Origin of the sequence: Pseudomonas fortuita, from assembly GCF_026898135.2 — a bacterium.
GTDB lineage: Bacteria > Pseudomonadota > Gammaproteobacteria > Pseudomonadales > Pseudomonadaceae > Aquipseudomonas > Aquipseudomonas fortuita.
The window spans coordinates 919,838-937,433 of sequence record NZ_CP114035.2 but is presented as its reverse complement, the minus strand read 5'-3'; the positions used below and the strand labels follow the sequence as shown (position 1 = coordinate 937,433).

18 protein-coding genes are annotated in these 17,596 nt (G+C 60.9%); 3 read left to right on the top strand and 15 right to left on the bottom strand.

Features of this window, described 5'->3' with window-relative positions:
- Window positions 1-34 precede the first annotated feature (34 nt).
- Together selD and mnmH are read left to right on the top strand one after the other, a co-directional pair.
- Window positions 35-1,069 carry a selenide, water dikinase SelD gene (selD, locus tag OZ911_RS04230; protein ID WP_016484954.1) on the top strand — a complete coding sequence of 345 codons (1,035 nt, stop codon included), beginning with the start codon at window positions 35-37 and terminating at the stop codon, window positions 1,067-1,069.
- Window positions 1,069-2,181 (top strand): tRNA 2-selenouridine(34) synthase MnmH, encoded by a 1,113-nt coding sequence (gene mnmH / locus OZ911_RS04225; protein WP_023047737.1) that lies wholly within the window; start codon window positions 1,069-1,071, stop codon window positions 2,179-2,181. The genes selD and mnmH overlap by 1 nt, the downstream gene beginning before the upstream one ends.
- A gap of 123 nt (window positions 2,182-2,304) precedes the next feature.
- Here the strand turns inward: mnmH and OZ911_RS04220 are convergent, their stop codons facing one another.
- From OZ911_RS04220 to hmpA, 15 genes are all read right to left on the bottom strand, one after another.
- Window positions 2,305-2,691, bottom strand: coding sequence for a lysozyme inhibitor LprI family protein (locus OZ911_RS04220; protein WP_016484952.1), 387 nt, complete (start codon window positions 2,689-2,691; stop codon window positions 2,305-2,307).
- Window positions 2,692-2,711: 20 nt separating this feature from the next.
- Window positions 2,712-3,251, bottom strand: coding sequence for a hypothetical protein (locus OZ911_RS04215; RefSeq protein WP_023047738.1), 540 nt, complete (start codon window positions 3,249-3,251; stop codon window positions 2,712-2,714).
- 105 nt (window positions 3,252-3,356) lie between these two features.
- Entirely contained in the window at window positions 3,357-3,920 is a 564-nt protein-coding gene (locus OZ911_RS04210; protein ID WP_016484950.1) for a GNAT family N-acetyltransferase, read from the bottom strand.
- A gap of 222 nt (window positions 3,921-4,142) precedes the next feature.
- On the bottom strand, window positions 4,143-4,394 hold the full coding sequence (locus tag OZ911_RS04205) for a DUF3077 domain-containing protein (RefSeq protein ID WP_023047739.1): 252 nt from the start codon (window positions 4,392-4,394) through the stop codon (window positions 4,143-4,145).
- Window positions 4,391-4,612: a hypothetical protein gene (locus tag OZ911_RS04200; RefSeq protein ID WP_172455932.1), complete on the bottom strand. Its 222-nt coding sequence runs from the start codon at window positions 4,610-4,612 to the stop codon at window positions 4,391-4,393. The genes OZ911_RS04205 and OZ911_RS04200 overlap by 4 nt, the downstream gene beginning before the upstream one ends.
- Before the next feature lie 480 nt (window positions 4,613-5,092).
- Window positions 5,093-5,476, bottom strand: a complete 384-nt coding sequence (locus OZ911_RS04195; protein ID WP_016501425.1) for a YkgJ family cysteine cluster protein — start codon at window positions 5,474-5,476, stop codon at window positions 5,093-5,095.
- 126 nt (window positions 5,477-5,602) lie between these two features.
- Window positions 5,603-6,730 (bottom strand): hypothetical protein, encoded by a 1,128-nt coding sequence (locus tag OZ911_RS04190; RefSeq protein ID WP_060517657.1) that lies wholly within the window; start codon window positions 6,728-6,730, stop codon window positions 5,603-5,605.
- 115 nt (window positions 6,731-6,845) lie between these two features.
- Window positions 6,846-8,054 carry an alanine transaminase gene (gene alaC, locus OZ911_RS04185; RefSeq protein WP_019473730.1) on the bottom strand — a complete coding sequence of 403 codons (1,209 nt, stop codon included), beginning with the start codon at window positions 8,052-8,054 and terminating at the stop codon, window positions 6,846-6,848.
- A 334-nt stretch (window positions 8,055-8,388) separates the two neighbouring features.
- The gene (cyoE, locus tag OZ911_RS04180; RefSeq protein WP_016484944.1) at window positions 8,389-9,276 is read right to left on the bottom strand and encodes a heme o synthase; all 888 of its coding nucleotides are present in this window, start codon (window positions 9,274-9,276) and stop codon (window positions 8,389-8,391) included.
- A gap of 11 nt (window positions 9,277-9,287) precedes the next feature.
- Entirely contained in the window at window positions 9,288-9,620 is a 333-nt protein-coding gene (gene cyoD / locus OZ911_RS04175) for a cytochrome o ubiquinol oxidase subunit IV (protein WP_016484943.1), read from the bottom strand.
- Window positions 9,620-10,246: a cytochrome o ubiquinol oxidase subunit III gene (gene cyoC / locus OZ911_RS04170; RefSeq protein WP_016484942.1), complete on the bottom strand. Its 627-nt coding sequence runs from the start codon at window positions 10,244-10,246 to the stop codon at window positions 9,620-9,622. Before cyoC ends, cyoD begins: the two co-directional genes overlap by 1 nt.
- A gap of 3 nt (window positions 10,247-10,249) precedes the next feature.
- Window positions 10,250-12,268 (bottom strand): cytochrome o ubiquinol oxidase subunit I, encoded by a 2,019-nt coding sequence (gene cyoB / locus OZ911_RS04165; RefSeq protein WP_016484941.1) that lies wholly within the window; start codon window positions 12,266-12,268, stop codon window positions 10,250-10,252.
- 3 nt (window positions 12,269-12,271) lie between these two features.
- Window positions 12,272-13,213 carry a ubiquinol oxidase subunit II gene (gene cyoA / locus OZ911_RS04160; RefSeq protein WP_016484940.1) on the bottom strand — a complete coding sequence of 314 codons (942 nt, stop codon included), beginning with the start codon at window positions 13,211-13,213 and terminating at the stop codon, window positions 12,272-12,274.
- Between the two features lie 560 nt (window positions 13,214-13,773).
- The gene (locus OZ911_RS04155) at window positions 13,774-14,280 is read right to left on the bottom strand and encodes a disulfide bond formation protein B (RefSeq protein ID WP_016484939.1); all 507 of its coding nucleotides are present in this window, start codon (window positions 14,278-14,280) and stop codon (window positions 13,774-13,776) included.
- 388 nt (window positions 14,281-14,668) lie between these two features.
- Window positions 14,669-15,847, bottom strand: coding sequence for an NO-inducible flavohemoprotein (gene hmpA / locus OZ911_RS04150; protein WP_023047741.1), 1,179 nt, complete (start codon window positions 15,845-15,847; stop codon window positions 14,669-14,671).
- A 154-nt stretch (window positions 15,848-16,001) separates the two neighbouring features.
- Between hmpA and norR the strand changes: the two genes are divergently transcribed.
- Complete coding sequence (norR, locus tag OZ911_RS04145; protein ID WP_016484937.1) at window positions 16,002-17,558, top strand: nitric oxide reductase transcriptional regulator NorR; 1,557 nt, start codon at window positions 16,002-16,004, stop codon at window positions 17,556-17,558.
- The last annotated feature ends 38 nt before the right edge of the window (window positions 17,559-17,596 follow it).

Sequence of the window (17,596 nt, the reverse complement as noted above, 5' to 3'; positions counted from 1 at the left end):
CAATCGCGCGACAATTTGACCTGCTGAGGTACACATGAGCGAGCCGATTCGCCTGACCCAGTACAGCCATGGTGCCGGCTGTGGCTGCAAGATCTCCCCCAAGGTGCTGGACGTGATTCTCGCCGAAAGCGGCACCCAGGCCCTGGACCCGAAACTGTGGGTCGGCAACGCGTCGCGCGACGATGCCGCAGTGTACGCGCTCGACGATGAGCGCGGCGTGGTCTCGACAACCGACTTTTTCATGCCCATCGTCGATGACCCCTACGACTTCGGCCGCATCGCCGCCACCAACGCCATCAGCGACATCTACGCCATGGGCGGCGACCCGCTGATGGCCATCGCCATCCTCGGCTGGCCAGTCAACGTACTGCCACCGGAAGTGGCACGGGAAGTGATACGTGGCGGCCGTGCCGTGTGCGCCGAAGCCGGCATCCCGCTGGCTGGCGGCCACTCCATCGACGCGCCTGAGCCAATCTTCGGCCTGGCCGTCACCGGTGTGGTCAGCAAGCGCCACCTCAAGCGCAACGACACCGCCACTGCCGGCTGCCAGCTGTACCTGACCAAGCCACTGGGCATCGGCATCCTCACCACTGCCGAGAAAAAGGCCAAGCTGCGCGAACAAGACCAGGGCCTGGCCCGCGACTGGATGTGCACCCTCAACACCCCCGGCAGCCGCTTCGGCAAGCTCGACGGGGTCATGGCCATGACCGACGTGACCGGCTTCGGCCTGCTCGGCCACCTGGTCGAGCTGGCCGAAGGCAGCGGCCTTACCGCGCACCTGGACTACGCCGCTGTACCACGCCTGCCCAGTGTCGACCACTACCTGGCGGAGGGCTGCATCCCCGGTGGAACCCTGCGCAACTACGACAGCTACGGGCACAAGATCGGCACCCTCACTGATGACCAGAAGCACCTGCTGTGCGACCCGCAGACCAGCGGTGGCCTCCTGGTGGCCGTTACCCCGGAGGGTGAAGCCGGGTTCCTCACCGTGGCGGCCGAACTGGGCCTGCAACTGTCGCCAATCGGCAAGCTGGTCGAGCGACAGAGCCACGCGGTCGAGGTGATCTGATGCGCCCCGACTGCACCGACTTCCGTCAGCTGTTCCTCGACGATGTGCCGATGATGGACATGCGCGCCCCCGTGGAATTCGCCAAAGGCGCCTTCCCGGGCGTGGTCAACCTGCCATTGATGAACGACCAGGAGCGGCAGAAGGTCGGCACCTGCTTCAAACAGCAGGGCCAGGCCGCCGCCATCGCCCTTGGCCACCAGTTGGTCAGCGGCACCACCAAACAGGCACGGATGGACGCTTGGGTGGCGTTCACCCAGGCCAACCCGCAAGGCTATCTGTACTGCTTCCGGGGCGGCCTGCGTTCGCAGATCGTGCAAGGCTGGCTACGCGATGAGGCGGGTATCCAGTACCCGCGTGTCAAAGGGGGCTACAAGGCCATGCGCACCTTCCTGCTGGAAACCACCCAGCAGGCTGTAGCGCAATGCGATTTCGTGCTCGTAGGTGGCCTGACCGGTACCGGCAAGACCGATGTGCTGCACCAGCTGGACAACGTGCTCGACCTGGAAGGCCATGCCAACCATCGCGGTTCCAGCTTCGGCAAACGCGCCACTGCACAACCGGCACAGATCGATTTCGAAAACCAGCTGGCCATCGATGTGCTTAAAAAGCGCGCCCGCGGCTGCGAGCAGTTCGTGCTGGAAGATGAAGGCCGCATTGTCGGCAGCTGCACGGTGCCACTGGAGTTGTACCAGGGTATGCAGCAGTACCCGCTGGTGTGGCTGGAAGACAGCTTCGCCAACCGCGTGGAGCGCATCTTGCGCGACTATGTGGTCAACCTGAGTGCCGAGTTTATCGCCGTGCATGGCGAAGAGGATGGCCGTCGGTTGTTTGCCGAGCGCATGCTGCAAAGCATGGCCAACATCTACAAGCGCTTGGGTGGAGAGCGCTATCAGCGGCTTTCGGAGATCCTGCGCCTCGCCCTTGAAGAGCAACAGCGCAGCGACGCAGTGGACCTGCACCGGGGCTGGATCGAAGGCTTGCTGAACGAGTATTACGACCCGATGTATGCCTACCAGCGTGCGGCCAAGGCAGAGCGTATCGAGTTTGCCGGGGATGCGGTGGAAGTGCGCGAATACCTCAAAGCTCGGGTGCTGCGCGAACCGCGCAAGTAAAAGCGGGGCCGCTTCGCGCCCCATCGCCGGCAAGCCAGCTCCCACAGGTTGAGTGCCATCTTCTGCCTGTGAGCTTTACCTGTGGGAGCTGGCTTGCCGGCGATGAGGCCGGTACAGGCATCGTCATTGCCCCGGGCTGAGCACCCGTTCCAGCTCTGCCGCCCGGTCGCGGGTCATGTCCATCATGCATGACCCTCCCTCCAGCTGCGCCATGGTCCCGCCACTGGCCTGCACATGGAACTGGCAATTGCCATCGCGGTAGGCCAGCCATTTACGCTGCACATCCCGCAGGCTTTTCTGCTGCCCGGCATCCAGCTTGCCCATCAACTGCTTGTACACCCGGTTCAGGCGCTGGTCCTGCACGTGCGTCTCGGCCTGGATGCACTGGCTCATGGCCACGGTGCTGGAGGCCTTGTCCATGCACTGGCCGTAGGCCGGCGTGTAATCGTCCGCCACGGCCAGCGGCAAAATGCCGGCCAGTGCCAGGCCTGTCAGGCAATGCTTGATCATGCAAACCCTCCTTGCGGGTATCAAAACGACTGCGGCTGTTCCGGCGGCATCAGTACCTTGCCTGGCTGGAAGCGCAACGATGGCATCTGCGTTGCCGAATAAAGCGCCACGCCCAGCGCCGCAATCAACGCCACATCCAGCCAGTTCCAGCCCGGCATGTCGTCGGCGCTACGTGCCTTCCAGCAATGCCAGGCCTGCCCCAGGCAAAACACCCCAATGGCCGTCAGCCATAGATAAAAGCCAGCACCAAAACCGGTCAGGTCGTGGAACTCATAGCTCTGGTTGTCCGGAAGGCGGGTGATGCCGAAACTGCTGGCCGCCAGGTACGCCGCCACCAACCCGGCCAGCAATGCCAGGCGGCGGAACCGTCGATGGGCAAGAATGGCCAGGGCCAGCAGCGGGTTGGCAAACCATTGGTACAAGCCGAACGGCATACCCCATGGCCCGTACAGCAACATTTGCAGGGCCGGCATGTGGCGATCGCCACTCATCAGCGCGCCATCGAAAAACAGGGCGAGCAGATACAGCAGCAGGCTGATGCTAAGGTAGAAAACGGGCAAGGGGCACACCTGGAGGAAACGGGACAGCCTACGACCTTAACCCAGGCCCTGCCCCGCTTCCAGACCCTGGACGGTTGCCGCACGGAGACACCATGCGGCGCAAGACTATGCAACGGGTGGCTCAAGCAACAAGCCATAGATACCCGAGTCAGACAATTCACCGGCCACACACCAGCGTGCCCGCAGGGTGCCCTCCAGCACGAAGCCCTGGCGCTCGAGTGTGCGCGCCGAGCCTTGGTTGCGGGGGTCGATTTCGCCTTCCAGGCGGCGCAGGTGCAGGGTGTGGGCGAGGTAATCGATGAAGCAGGTCAATGCTTCGTCCATGTAGCCCCTGCCCTGCACGGCACTGGCCAGGCAGTAGCCGATTTCGCCACGGCGGGACACATCGTCGATGTTGAACAGCTGCACCATGCCGATGAGTTCGCCATTGTCACGGCGGTACATGCCAAGCTTCAGCTGGTCGCCATTGGCGTAGGCTTCGCGGTCGGCGGCCAGGGCGCTTTCGGCTTCGGCCAGGTCTTGCCAGGGGGCATGGTGCCAATAACGCATGACCTCGGGGTCAGCCATGATCGCTAGCCACTGCGCGGCATCGGCATGGCGCATGGGGCGCAATTGCAGACGCGGGCTGTCGAGGCAGAGGTCACTGGGGAAACTGCGGGGTGGGGTCACGCCGGATCTCCTGTCCATTGCTGGGGAGATGACAGTTTAACGTCAAGTGGCGTGACTGGGGCAGGTCTATGGAGTGTGTTTGAGGAGGCTTGGCTTGGGATTTTTAGTGGCGCGCCAATCGAGCGCCGCCCGCGCGGCGCTCGGTCTCAAAGGCGACGGACAACTCAAGGGATACACTTGCCAGCCGCAACTGGCCCGCCGGACAGGCACACCAAGCCTTACTCAATTTCCCCTGTTCATGCCCATTTCCATGTCATTGATCAGCGCCTTGGCCATGGCACTGAGAATCCGCGCCGCGCTGCCGGCGACCTTGTCGCCCTCCATCTCGGCCTCCTCGTTCAGGTGTTTGATGCAGCCGATCAGCACCGACAATTCATCGAATGCCAGATCAAGCGGTACACCTGGCTCTACCCGGTACAGCTCAAGGAATTTTTCCACGCCTGCGGTGCTGCGGGATGTGAGGTGGTTGGTCATGCCTTTGCCTCCAGCGCTTTCATATGGGCTAGCAGGGCATGCAGCTGGCTGGTCTGGGCCGACATGGCTTCGAGCAATGAAGCACGCAAAACCGGAGCTTCGGCGTCGAGATACTGGATGATGATGCTGGAAAGGGTGTCCATGACCTGTGTGGCCTGGGACTTGGCGGCTTGGTAGGTAAGGTCTGTAACGGGTGGATCAGGGACAAGTTTTTTCATGATTGACTCCAATAGGTTCAAAGGAGCAACCACCTGAAATCCTTCTCACAGATTTGGGCGGCAGCCGTGCGCGAGGTGAGAAGCCCGTGTTGGAGTCACCACGGTCAGACCGAAGCCTGCACGCGCACAGCTGCCATGAACTGACAGGAAGACTACCAACGACGAGTTCTCACACTCGCTCGCCTTTTGGGCGAGCAATGAAGTTACCGCTGGAGCATTTCCCCGTATGTCAGACGGCATCCGACTGAGGTCGTAGGATAAATCCCAATCCTTGGCAACCTGAAGCATTTGGTTTCAGGTTCAGAATTTTCTTACAGCTGATGGCTAGCGCGATCCCTGTGGGAGCGGCCTTGTGCCGCGAAAGGGCCGCACAGCGGCCCCTAGGTATCAGCGGCGCTGCGGGAATTGCCGGGGCTGCTGTGCAGCCCTTTCGCGGCACAAGGCCGCTCCCACATTGACCGCGTCAGGCTGATCAATACTTCAGGCCACCTCAGCCCCATCATCCGGCCAATGCGGCTCGTTGGCGCCTGGCGGCGTCAGTGGTGGCAGCCCATACGCCGCCCGCGCATCGTCGCAGCTGGGGTTGTGCACCCCACCCTCCCACGATGCTTCGAACTCGCGGCAAGGGCTGGAGCGGTTGGCGTAAATGGTACAAGCAACTTCCTTACCGATCTCGCCTTCAAGGCTGACGCAACGGCAGGGCTTGGCATCGGTGCCGATCATGGCAACGCGGGTGGGGTTGATCTGTACCACCAGATCGTCCGGCACAACGCCCCCGGCAGACTGGCATTCGCCCCAGAAGAAGGACACACGGAAGTACCCGCAGCAGGCGCCGCAGTCAAGGCAAGGGTTATATTCAGACATGATGCCACGGAGGGAAGGTTGTTGTTATCGGGGCTGGCCCGCCGCGCCATTTTCAATCGAACCGAGGGCGGCTGGATAGAGGGCACATGCAAAAAATTTTGCCACTGATCCGGCCGCCTGCTTCATTCAGCGCAATGCCTTGTAGGTGGAGGCATCCCAACGCTGCAGCGCCAGGCCTTCGGTCGGGTCATAGGCATCACCACACACCTTGCTGAAGTGCGTGCGGGCTTCGCCGCAATGCACCAACCGGTCGTGCTTCTCCCCCTCGGTCAGCACCGTATACGATTTGCTGCGCATGGCTTGGTACTGCGTTTCGGCTGCGGCCATGGCCTGGTGATATTCCATCACCTGGCGGTCATCCAAGGCCAGTCGCTTGCCCAGTTGAACACCCCAGCGGGTCAGGCAGACTTCGGCGAAATGGCGAACGATAAGCCCGGGTTCCTTGAGCACCTTGCCATCGCCGGCACCATCGACCGATGCATTACCCACCAGCGTGGCATGACGCCCCGGCATTGGATAAATGCAGATTTGCGTGCCACTGGCGACGGTAGGAATTACGCAGGCAAACCCTTTGGACCGCTCATCCCGCGAATAGAAGCCGACGTATTCACGCACGTTCTGCGCTAGCGCGATGCGCTCGGCCTGCACATTACCAACACCCGGCACCGGGTCGATGGCGAAGATATTCACCGGCACCTCCCGCAGTACCGGGTCATTTGCCATGGCGTTGGCCAGCATGTGGCAGCTGATACCACCCCGGCTCCAGCCCACCAGGTTCACCTGGGTTGGAATGCGCGGCTTGCGGAACATGCTGATGATGCGCTCTTGCAACGCCTGCGGGGTTGGCTGGCGATCACCGTAGTCGTAGGTGCGCCAGAACCACGAGGCCGTGGAGGAAACGTCCGGTACAGGTACACCAGCGTCCTTCAGCCGCTGGTATTCTTCCTCGCTCAGCTTGGTGCGCTGCCAACTGCTTTCGCCTTTGATCACCTGCAGCACATGGTTGACGTTTTCTTCCCAGCCGCGGCCGAACAATTGGCCGGTCCAGTTGAAGTAGCCACCGGGTTCTACGAACAGGTTGTCATCCTGAAGGTTGCCGCTGCCTGGGCCGTCTACGGCAATCCAGTGGGCAAATTCGCGGCCCTCGTCATTTGCGGCCAGGGTCGAGACCAGCTCGCCGTTCCAGAAGTTGGGGTTTGCGTCGTCGAAACGGTGAGAACCGGTACCGCAGAAATAGGCGGTGAACACACTCATTGGGGAGTCTCTGTGGTGAGAAATGAGTGCTGAAGATAGGTAGGCAGATCGGGGAAATGCAGGCGGAAAGCTCGCCCTGGGGTAGATATGGGGCTGCCAGGCAGCCCCAACTGGCTTATTTGCGAGCCAGCCCATCAGCCCGGAACATCTGCCGGATCCCGCGGATGGCCTGGCGTATGCGGTCCTGGTTCTCGATCAGGGCAAAGCGCACATGGTCATCACCATATTCGCCAAAACCGATGCCCGGCGACACGCACACCTTGGCCTCGGCCAGGAGTTTTTTGGCAAACTCCAGCGACCCCATATGTGCATATTGCTCAGGGATCTTCGCCCACACGTACATCGACGCCTTGGGGTTCTCAACCATCCAGCCCAGTTCGTGCAGCCCTTTCACCAGCAGGTTGCGGCGCTGGCGATACTGTTCGGCGATGTCGCGCACGCACTGCTGATCGCCTTCCAGCGCGGCAATGGCAGCCACCTGCAACGGGGTGAAGGTGCCGTAGTCGTGGTAGCTCTTGATGCGCGCCAGGGCGCTGACCAGTTCGGGGTTGCCGACCATGAAACCGATCCGCCAGCCCGCCATGTTGTAGCTCTTGGACAGGGTAAAGAACTCTACGGCAATGTCCTTGGCACCAGGCACCTGCATGATCGACGGGGCCTTCCAGCCGTCGTAGACGATGTCGGCGTAGGCCAGGTCATGCACCACCAGCACGTCGTACTGCTTGGCCAGGGCCACCACGCGCTCGAAGAAGTCCAGTTCCACGCACTGAGCAGTGGGGTTGGACGGGAAGCCGAGGATCATCATCTTCGGCTTGGGGATCGACTCACGGATCGCCCGCTCGAGTTCGTTGAAGAAGTCCACACCCGGTACCAGCGGCACTGAACGCACCTGGGCACCGGCGATGACCGCACCGTAGATGTGGATGGGGTAGCTGGGGTTGGGCACCAGCACCGTGTCGCCCTGGTCGAGCGTGGCCAGCATCAGGTGGGCCAGGCCTTCTTTGGAGCCGATGGTGACGATGGCTTCGCTTTCCGGGTCGATGTCGACCTCGTAGCGTTCCTTGTACCAGTTGGAAATGGCCCGGCGCAGACGCGGGATACCGCGAGAGGTGGAATAGCCGTGGGTGTCTTCCCGCTGGGCAACCTGCACCAGCTTCTCGACGATGTGCGGCGGTGTAGCGCCGTCGGGGTTGCCCATGCTCAGGTCGATGATGTCTTCGCCACGGCGGCGGGCAGCCATCTTGAGCTCGGCAGTGATGTTGAAAACGTAAGGGGGGAGACGATCAATGCGCGCAAAGCGGCGCGGCGAACCTGGGTTAGCCATGGCTTCCTCTGAGGACGTAAGCGCCCGGAACCGTCCGAGCGACGTTGGCCGATGTGGCGGCCTGACTCAGAAGATAATGCCGAAACATAAAATATGTAAAGGACATTTTCCTGTTTTGCCATATATTTTCAGACGTATTATTTGAAAAGCCAGATTTCATGTTTCCTGTGCTGGCCTCTTCGCGAGCTCGCCCGCTCCCACAGGGTTACTCACAGCCCTGGGACCTGCGCCCGACCTGTGGGAGCGGGCAAGCCCGCGAAAGGGCCGGCACAGGAAGACAGGCATAAAAAAACCCCGGCACATGGCCGGGGTTTTCGTGAAACAGGCAGCAGTTTCAGCGTGCGTAGGTCATCAGCACGTCCGCAGCGGTTTGGCTGTCCACGCCCATCATCACGCTCAGGGCAGTGACGGTGAGGATCGAGAAGCCGAACACCTTGCGGGCCCACTTGCTGTCGTCCTCTGCCTTGTAGCCACCCCAGGCCATGTACAGCCAGTACAGGCCCATGGCAGCTGCCACGGCCAGGTAGCCGAGGCCGGCGTAACCGCCGAGGGTAAGCATCAAGGTGGCGAGCACGAAGGCCAGCACGTACAGCACGATCTGCTTCTTCGCCGCGAGGATGCCACGTGCCACCGGCAGGACCGGGATGTTGGCAGCGCTGTAATCCTTGAAGCGGAAGATGGCGATGGCAAAGCTGTGCGGCATCTGCCACAGGCTGAACATCACCAGCAGGGTTACCGCAGCCAGGTCGAAGCTGTTGCTTACGGCGCAGTAGCCGATCACCGGAGGCATGGCACCCGACAGGCTGCCGACCAAGGTGCCGTGCACCGATTTACGCTTCAGCCACAGGCTGTAGAAACCGACGTAGACGATGAAGCCTACAGCTGCGCAGAACGCCGACAGCGGGTTGGCCTGGACATACAGCAGGCTGAAACCCGCCACCCCGAGCAGGGTGGCGTAGATCAGCGCGAGGGGCAGCGACATGCCGCCCTGCACCATGACGCGGTTCTTGGTGCGCTCCATCTTGTGGTCGATGTCACGGTCGATGCAGTTGTTGAACACGCATCCGGACGCAACCACCAGCGAAGTACCGATCACCACCGCCAGGAACAAGGCGAAGTCCACATGGCCCTTCGAGGCAAGGAAGAAACCGCCTGCCACGGAAAGCACGTTACCGAAAATGATCCCCGGTTTGGTGATTTGGATAAAGTGCTTAACGGACATGCAGTCTTACCTCACTTGGCCATCATTTCGATGTGGATGTTGAACATGATCCACAGCGACAGGCCGACCAGCAGTGCAATTACCAGTACGGTGAACAGGAACGTCGACACGTTGTTGCGTTGCTCTTTCGAGCGGTCCATGTGCAGGAAGTACACCAGGTGTACAACTACCTGGATCACGGCCATGGCAACAATGATCAGAACGGTCAGGTTCTTCGGCAGGCTGGCGGTCATGGCCAGTGCGAACGGGATCGCAGTCAGGATGATCGACAGGACAAAGCCGATCATGTACGACTTGACGCTGCCGTGGTTACCTTCGTGATGAGTGTCGTGTGCGCTAGCCATTACAGAACCCCCAGCAGGTAGACGACGGTGAACACGCAGATCCAGACCACGTCCAGGAAGTGCCAGAACAGGCTCAGGCAGCTCATGCGGGTCTTGGCGGTCGGCGTGATGCCATGCTTGTTGATCTGGTACATCATGATTGCCATCCAGATCAGGCCGGCAGTCACGTGCAGACCGTGGGTACCTACCAGGGCGAAGAACGCCGACAGGAAGCCACTGCGCTGCGGGCCGAAGCCCTCGCTGATCAGGTGATGGAATTCATAGATTTCCATCGCGATGAAGCCTGCACCGAACAGGAAGGTCACAGCCAACCAGCCCAGTACACCGGCTTTCTTGCCATCGAACATCTTCAGCATGGCGAAGCCGAAGGTGATCGAGGACAGCAGCAGGAACAGCGTTTCAACAGCTACGAAATCGAGCTGGAAGATGTCATGACCCGACGGGCCGCCGGCAAAACTGCCGGACAGCACCGCGTAGGTGGCGAAGAGCGACGCAAACAGGATGCAGTCGGTCATCAGGTACAGCCAGAAACCCAGTACGGTCATCTGGCCCGAGTCGTGGTGGTGGTCGTCATGCCCATGGTCGTGACCATGAGCAGCGCCGCCGTGCATTACTTGACTGGACATTGATTACACCCGCTCAAACGATTCGACACGTGCGCCGGCAGGCAGAGCACCTGCTTTGGCCAGCGCTTTCATACGCTCGCCTTCGATGCGCGCCACTTCTTCGGCCGGAACCATGTAGCCCTGGTCGTCACGTGCAGCGTGGCGAACGAAGACTGCGATGGTTGCCAACAGGCTCGCGCCCACCAGCCACCAGATGTGCCAGATGAAGGCGAAGCCGAACACGGTCAGGAACATACCCATGAACAGACCGGTGGAGGTGTTGCTCGGCATGTGGATCGCTTCGTACTTGGCCGGGACCTTGTACGCAACACCGGCTTCCTTGGCTTCGTGCCAGGCGTCCAGACCAACTTTCTCAGGCATGTGAGCGAAGTTGTAGAACGGCGGTGGCGACGAAGTGGACCACTCGATGGTACGGCCGCCCCATGGGTCGCCAGTGACGTCCATGTTGTCTTTGCGGTCGCGAACCGACACGAAGATCTGGATCAGCTGGCAAGCGATACCGAACAGGATCAGCACGGCGCCGACAACGGCTACGTACAGGTAGGGTTCCCACAGTGGGTTGTCGGAGTGGTTCAGACGACGGGTCATGCCCATGAAGCCCAGGGCGTACAGCGGCATGAACGCAACGTAGAAGCCCGACAGCCAGAACCAGAAGGCAGCTTTGCCCCACTTCTCGTTCAGGGTGAAACCGAAGGCTTTCGGGAACCAGAAGGCGAAACCGGCGATGTAGCCGAATACCGCGCCACCGATGATCACGTTGTGGAAGTGCGCAATTACGAACAGGCTGTTGTGCAGAACGAAGTCAGCACCCGGAACGGCCAGCAGTACGCCGGTCATGCCACCGATGGAGAAGGTGACCATGAAGCCCAGGGTCCAGAGCATCGGTGCGGTGAAGCGCACACGGCCTTGGTACATGGTGAACAGCCAGTTGAACAGCTTCACACCGGTCGGGATGGAGATCAGCATCGTCGCCAGGCCGAAGAAGGTGTTGACGCTGGCGCCGGCACCCATGGTGAAGAAGTGGTGCAGCCATACCGCAAAGCCAAGGATGGCGATCGCGCCCGATGCGTAAATCATCGAGTGATGGCCGAACAGGCGTTTGCCAGAGAACGTCGAGGTAACTTCCGAGAACACGCCGAAGGCCGGCAGGATCAGGATGTAAACCTCAGGGTGACCCCACGCCCAGAACAGGTTGACGTACATCATCGGGTTCCCACCAAGCTCGTTGGTGAAAATGTGGAAGTCCAGATAACGGTCAACAGTCAGCAGAGCGAGTGCAGCAGTCAGAATCGGGAACGAAGCAACGATCAGTACGTTGGCCCAGGTGCAGGTCCAGGTGAAGATCGGCATGTCCATCAGCTTCATGCCAGGTGCGCGCATCTTCATCACGGTGACGAGGAAGTTCACGCCGGTAAGCGTCGTACCCAGTCCGGATAGCTGTAGCGCCCAGATGTAGTAGTCGACACCCACCCCAGGGCTGTACTGAATGCCTGCGAGCGGCGGATAGGCAACCCAGCCGGTCTTGGCGAATTCACCAACGCCCAGCGAGATGTTGACCAGCAGCACGCCTGCCAGCAGCAGGTAGAAGCTCAGGGAGTTCAGGAACGGGAAGGCAACGTCACGTGCACCGATCTGCAGAGGAACCGCCAGGTTCATCAGGCCGGTGAAGAACGGCATCGCCATGAAGATGATCATGATCACACCGTGAGCGGTGAAGATCTGGTCATAGTGTTCAGGCGGCAGGTAGCCTTCGGAGCCACCGGTAGCGGCAGCCAGCTGGGTACGCATCATGATGGCGTCGGCAAAGCCGCGCAGCAGCATGACCATCGCGACGATGATGTACATCACGCCGATCTTTTTGTGGTCGACAGTAGTCAGCCACTCGCTCCACAAGTAGGTCCACTTGCGGAAATAGGTGATAAGACCGACGACAGCGATACCGCCGAGCGCGATCATGGCAAGCGTCACCATGACTATCGGCTCGTGATAGGGTATCGCCTCCAGGCTTAATTTACCGAACATCTCTTACTCCTCTGCACCGGCAGCTGGTTGCATACTCGATTCCACACCCTTGGTTGTGGCCAGATCTTTGCTGCCTGCTTCTTCGTGGCTACGACCGCGGTTCATGCCTTCGTACTTGTCGACGATCAGCTGGAACTGCTCTGGCGAAGCCTCGCTATACAGCGCGACCGGGTTGTTTTCGCTTGGTTTGGCCAAGGCGTCGTATTCAGCCTTGTCCAGCTTCTTCGGCGACTGCTTGACTTCAGCGACCCACTTGTCGAAGTCTTCCTGAGAGGTGGCAGTAGCCTTGAATTTCATGCCGGTGAAGCCAGCACCGCTGTAGTTGGCGCTGATACCGTCAAACACACCGTTTTCGTTGGCGATCAGGTGCAGCTTGGTGGTCATGCCGGCCATGGCGTAGATCTGGCCGCCCAGGCCCGGGATGAAGAACGAGTTCATCACGGCGTCGGAAGTGACGCGGAAGTTGACCGGGGTGTTAGCCGGGAAGACGATCTTGTTGACCGTGGCAATGCCCTGTTCCGGGTAGATGAACAGCCACTTCCAGTCCAGTGCGACAACGTCGATCTGGATCGGCTTCACGTCCGAGTCCAGCGGACGGTACGGGTCCAGCTTGTGGGTGGAGTGGTAAGTGACGTAACCCAGGGCGATGATGATCAGGATCGGGATGATCCACACCGCGGCCTCGATCTTGGTCGAGTGCGACCAGTCAGGGGTGTAGGTGGCTGCCTTGTTGGAAGCACGGTACTTCCAGGCGAACGCCAAGGTCATGATGATCACAGGGATAACCACCAGCAGCATCAGGCCGGTAGCGATCAGGATCAGGTTCTTTTGCTCAATGCCGACCTGTCCCTTCGGGTCGAGCAGGGTCCAGTTGCACCCACTGAGTAAAAGCATGCCTAAAAAGGGCAATATGCCAAACAGTCTGGGGTAACGCTTTTTACTCATCTCACGACCTCTAGATCAGCTTGCTTCAATGCAATTTGTGTTTTGGTAGCCAACACTTCGTCCTGCCAAGTGAGGCATTTTGCGCCCGTACTCGCTCCTGCCTGGGGTCCGACTGCAGGACCTTGGCTTCAAGCGTTGTTAGCGGTGCTTATGGTTTCGTAGGCAACAGGCCTGTACTTCAGACCAAGTCCATTTGGTGCGGGAAAACGCGGAGGGGGGTCCGCCCGGTATCGCCGTTGGGCGAAACTTGACGAAGTCAGCAAAAAGGAGCGCTGGGGCTTCCTTCAATCCTGCGACTCGCAAGCAGTGCCGAACGGAAATTGGGGGCGATTGTAGTGAGGTCGCCAACCCTTGACTATGACTTATTGAGCAACAGTCTTTTACAGAATGTGCAACAATGCTGCTCGATAATTCAACTTCGCGACAGTTTGTCGCACCCCGCTTGCCAGGCCTCAAAGCCGCATTCTACAAGGCTTTGTGATTGATCTGGATCAAGCGGTGAGCGACTTTTCCCTCTTCACATGCGCTGTAAAAGACCCTATGCGATTCGGGACTTTTGTCTAAGCCTGGCGTCGGTTGCGGTAGATCCCGAGCGGCACCAGGATGGCGGTGAGCACGAACGCCACAAGCGCCCATTGCGCCAGCGACAAACCGAGGAGTGGCGGGTACGGGGTGCTGCAGAAGCCGTCGACCTGGAATGCCAGCGGCCACAGCTTGGCCAGCGGCAGGTCATCCACGATCGGCTGGAGGGTGTCGATGCCGCAACTGACCATGGGGTTGGCGAGTATATACACATGGTTGCCGGCCGCAATGATTCCGCCAATCGCGCTGAGCACAACCAGCGCTTCGAAGAAGGTCAGGCTGCGGCGCCCGGGCATCGCTGCGGCGATGAAGGCAAACACGGCAATGAACAGCAGCGCGTAACGCTGCAGGATACACAACGGGCACGGTGCCTCGCCCAGTACCACTTGCATGTAGAGGGCGCCGCCAATCAGCGAAAGGCAGATCAGGCCCAACAGCACCAGAAAGCGCCGTTCCCGATTCAGGCGCGATGTTTGTTCGTTCATTGCCGGTTCCTTCGATGGATAGTGGCAGCGTGGTCCGCCTGCCTGGGCGCAAGTCTACACGCTGGGCAGGGCCTTTGAGCGTGCCGAGGAAGCGGCGTGACAGCACTGCGAGGGCTATCCGGTGTGGCTGAGACCGGCCGCAACAACGTCGGTTCAACGCCGGGCGGCAAAAAAACGGCTGCACGGGTACCGCGCAGGGGCAAGCCCCTCGACACCCGGGAGTGAAGGATACCGTGATTAAAGGAGGATTAAAGATGAAAGCTGAGCAGGCGCTTTTCATCTCTCCTTATATATAGGCAGGAAGGAGTACTGTGGCTGGGATACATATTTGTGCCTGTACCGGCCCCTTCGCGGGCAAGCCCGCGAAGGGGCCGGTACAGGCGTTGCATCAATCCAGGGCAGCCGCCGGCCCGAAGAACTCGTAGCGGCTCTGCTGCTCCGGCACACCCAGGCCCTTCAACTGGCGCTTCACCGCCGCCATGAACGCCTTTGGCCCAAGGAAGTAGGCATCCACATCCCGCTCCTGCGGCAGCCACTCGGCCAGCAGGTCCTCACTCAGCAGGCCGACGGCATCGGCCTCGGCGCCCTCCGCAGGCTCCGCATAGCAGTAGAAGCGCTTAAGCTGCGGATAACGCGCCGCCAGGCCATCGACCCAGTCACGGAAGGCATGCACCGCACCGTTACGCGCACAGTGGATGAAGTGCACCTCACGCCGGGTTTGCAGCGCGGCCTGCAACATCGCCAGGGTCGGTGTAATGCCTACGCCGCCACTGATCAGCACCAGCGGCTTGTCGCTGGCTGCCAGGGTAAAGTCACCCGCAGGCGGGAACAGTTGCAGGGTCTCGCCCACCACCAGCTGATCGTGCAGGTAATTGGAAACCTTGCCGCCCGCCTCGCGCTTGACGCTGATGCGGTACTCCTTGCCATCGCACAGCGCCGACAGGGAGTAGTTGCGGCGCTGTTCGGCTCCGTCAATGTCCAGTTTCAGGCCGATGTACTGGCCTGGCTCGGCCTTGAGCACGGGCTTGCCATCCACCGGTACAAAGTAGAACGAGACGATCTCGCTGCTTTCCTGCTCGCGGCGTACCAGGCGGAATGCGCGGGTACCGCGCCAGCCGCCCTCGGCCTCTTCCTTCTGTTTATAAAGGTTTTCCTCTGCACCCATCAGGATGTCGGCCAGCTGACCATAGGCCGCGGCCCAGGCATCGATCACTGCCGGGGTGGCAATTTCCTTGCCCAACACTTCTTCGATGGCGCGCAGCAGGCAACTGCCGACGATCGGGTAGTGCTCCGGCAGAATCTGCAGGGCAACATGCTTGTTGATGATCTGCCCAACCAGGCCGCCCAACTGCTCCAGCTGGTCGATGTGGCGGGCATACATGAGCACGCCGTTGGCCAAGGCGCGTGGTTGGTCACCACTGGCCTGGTGGGCCTGGTTGAACAGTGGGCGTACCTCTGGGTACTCGTTGAGCATCATCTTGTAGAAGTGGGTGGTCAGTGCTTCGCCGCCGCTTTCCAGCAGGGGGACAGTGGCCTTGATGATTGCACGTTGTTCGGCATTGAGCATTGCAGCAACTCCTGAGCCTGTGGCTTCAAATGACTGCCCTTGCCGTTTCAGCATTCGTGCCAACTTTCACAGCCAGCAAAATCAAGGGTTTGATGCAGCCCATGTCAAAATGACTCGGCTCGATGTATAGTCATATGGACCTACAGGAGTCAATATGACTACAAAGCCGTTGCTAACCGCCCTGCTGCCCCTCGTCAGTGATCTGTCCCGCGATTTGCCCGATCAGGAGCGCTACCGCCGCCTGCTGCAGGCCATGCGCAGCCTGCTGCCGTGCGACGCCGCTGCGCTGCTGCGCCTGGACGGTGAATGGCTGGTACCCCTGGCTGTGGACGGCCTGAGCCCCGACACCCTGGGCCGCCGATTCCGGGTCAGTGAGCATCCGCGGTTCCAGATTTTGCTCAGCCGACCGGAACCCACCCGGTTTGCCAGCGACTCCGAACTGCCCGACCCCTACGATGGCCTGGTCAACGCCGCAGATGCCGACCTTGAAGTGCACGACTGCATGGGCTGCCCATTGATGGTCGATGAACGCCCGTGGGGCCTGGTCACCCTCGACGCCCTCACCCCCGGGCAATTCCAGAGCCTGGAGCTGGATGCCCTGCAGGCCTTCGCCAGTTTGGCGGCCGCCACCGTTACCGTGGCCGAGCGCATCGAGCACCTGGCCCTGCGTGCTGAAGACGAACACCTGCGCGCCGAGATCTACCGCCAGGCCAGCGGCCAGGACAAAGAGCTGATTGGCCAGAGCGCCGCACACAAGCGCCTGGTAGAAGAAATCCGCCTGGTCGGCGGCAGCGACCTCACCGTGCTGATCACCGGCGAAACCGGGGTTGGCAAGGAACTGGTGGCCCAGGCCCTGCACCAGGCCAGCAGCCGCGCCGACAAGCCGCTGGTCAGCCTCAACTGTGCCGCCCTGCCCGACACCCTGGTCGAGAGCGAACTGTTCGGCCATGTACGCGGTGCCTTCACCGGTGCGCACGGCGAACGCCGTGGCAAGTTCGAACTGGCCAACGGTGGCACGCTGTTCCTCGACGAAGTGGGCGAACTGCCACTCACCGTGCAGGCCAAGCTGCTGCGGGTGCTGCAAAGCGGCCAGCTGCAACGCCTGGGCTCGGACCGCGAGCACCGGGTGGACGTGCGCCTGATCGCCGCTACCAACCGCGACCTGGCTGCCGAAGTGCGCAATGGCAACTTCCGCGCCGACTTCTACCACCGCCTCAGCGTATACCCGCTACACGTGCCGCCCTTGCGCGAACGTGGTCGAGATGTACTGCTGTTGGCTGGCTATTTCCTTGAACAGAACCGATCGCGACTTGGCCTGAACAGCTTGCGCCTGAGCCACGACGCCCAAACCGCGCTGGTCGCCTACGACTGGCCAGGCAATGTGCGCGAACTGGAACACCTGATTGGCCGTTCGGCACTCAAGGCGCTCGGCCAGCACCCTGACCGGCCACGTATCCTCACCCTCGAAGCCATCGACCTGGACCTGCGCGTTACCCCCCCGACAACGGGCTCACAACCCTCCTCTGCAGCCCCGCTGCAGGTGGCAGCATTGCCTGAAGGCGGCTTGCGCGAAGCGGTCGATATCTACCAGCGCCAGGCGATCGAAGCCTGCCTGCAACGGCATCAGGACAACTGGGCGGCGGCCGCCCGTGAGCTGGGCCTGGACCGCGCAAACCTGAGCCGATTGGCCCGCCGGCTGGGGCTTCGCTGAGGTTCACCTACAAAAGGATTAACCCAGAAAGCCATCTG

What these genes read in the sequence shown, in the direction of transcription:
- selD (WP_016484954.1), top strand. Translation starts at nt 35, where the DNA reads ATGAGCGAGCCGATTCGCCTGACCCAGTACAGCCATGGTGCCGGCTGT.
- mnmH (WP_023047737.1), top strand. Translation starts at nt 1,069, where the DNA reads ATGCGCCCCGACTGCACCGACTTCCGTCAGCTGTTCCTCGACGATGTG.
- OZ911_RS04220 (WP_016484952.1), bottom strand. Translation starts at nt 2,691, where the DNA reads ATGATCAAGCATTGCCTGACAGGCCTGGCACTGGCCGGCATTTTGCCG.
- OZ911_RS04205 (WP_023047739.1), bottom strand. Translation starts at nt 4,394, where the DNA reads ATGACCAACCACCTCACATCCCGCAGCACCGCAGGCGTGGAAAAATTC.
- OZ911_RS04200 (WP_172455932.1), bottom strand. Translation starts at nt 4,612, where the DNA reads ATGAAAAAACTTGTCCCTGATCCACCCGTTACAGACCTTACCTACCAA.
- OZ911_RS04195 (WP_016501425.1), bottom strand. Translation starts at nt 5,476, where the DNA reads ATGTCTGAATATAACCCTTGCCTTGACTGCGGCGCCTGCTGCGGGTAC.
- OZ911_RS04190 (WP_060517657.1), bottom strand. Translation starts at nt 6,730, where the DNA reads ATGAGTGTGTTCACCGCCTATTTCTGCGGTACCGGTTCTCACCGTTTC.
- alaC (WP_019473730.1), bottom strand. Translation starts at nt 8,054, where the DNA reads ATGGCTAACCCAGGTTCGCCGCGCCGCTTTGCGCGCATTGATCGTCTC.
- cyoE (WP_016484944.1), bottom strand. Translation starts at nt 9,276, where the DNA reads ATGTCCGTTAAGCACTTTATCCAAATCACCAAACCGGGGATCATTTTC.
- cyoD (WP_016484943.1), bottom strand. Translation starts at nt 9,620, where the DNA reads ATGGCTAGCGCACACGACACTCATCACGAAGGTAACCACGGCAGCGTC.
- cyoC (WP_016484942.1), bottom strand. Translation starts at nt 10,246, where the DNA reads ATGTCCAGTCAAGTAATGCACGGCGGCGCTGCTCATGGTCACGACCAT.
- cyoB (WP_016484941.1), bottom strand. Translation starts at nt 12,268, where the DNA reads ATGTTCGGTAAATTAAGCCTGGAGGCGATACCCTATCACGAGCCGATA.
- cyoA (WP_016484940.1), bottom strand. Translation starts at nt 13,213, where the DNA reads ATGAGTAAAAAGCGTTACCCCAGACTGTTTGGCATATTGCCCTTTTTA.
- OZ911_RS04155 (WP_016484939.1), bottom strand. Translation starts at nt 14,280, where the DNA reads ATGAACGAACAAACATCGCGCCTGAATCGGGAACGGCGCTTTCTGGTG.
- hmpA (WP_023047741.1), bottom strand. Translation starts at nt 15,847, where the DNA reads ATGCTCAATGCCGAACAACGTGCAATCATCAAGGCCACTGTCCCCCTG.
- norR (WP_016484937.1), top strand. Translation starts at nt 16,002, where the DNA reads ATGACTACAAAGCCGTTGCTAACCGCCCTGCTGCCCCTCGTCAGTGAT.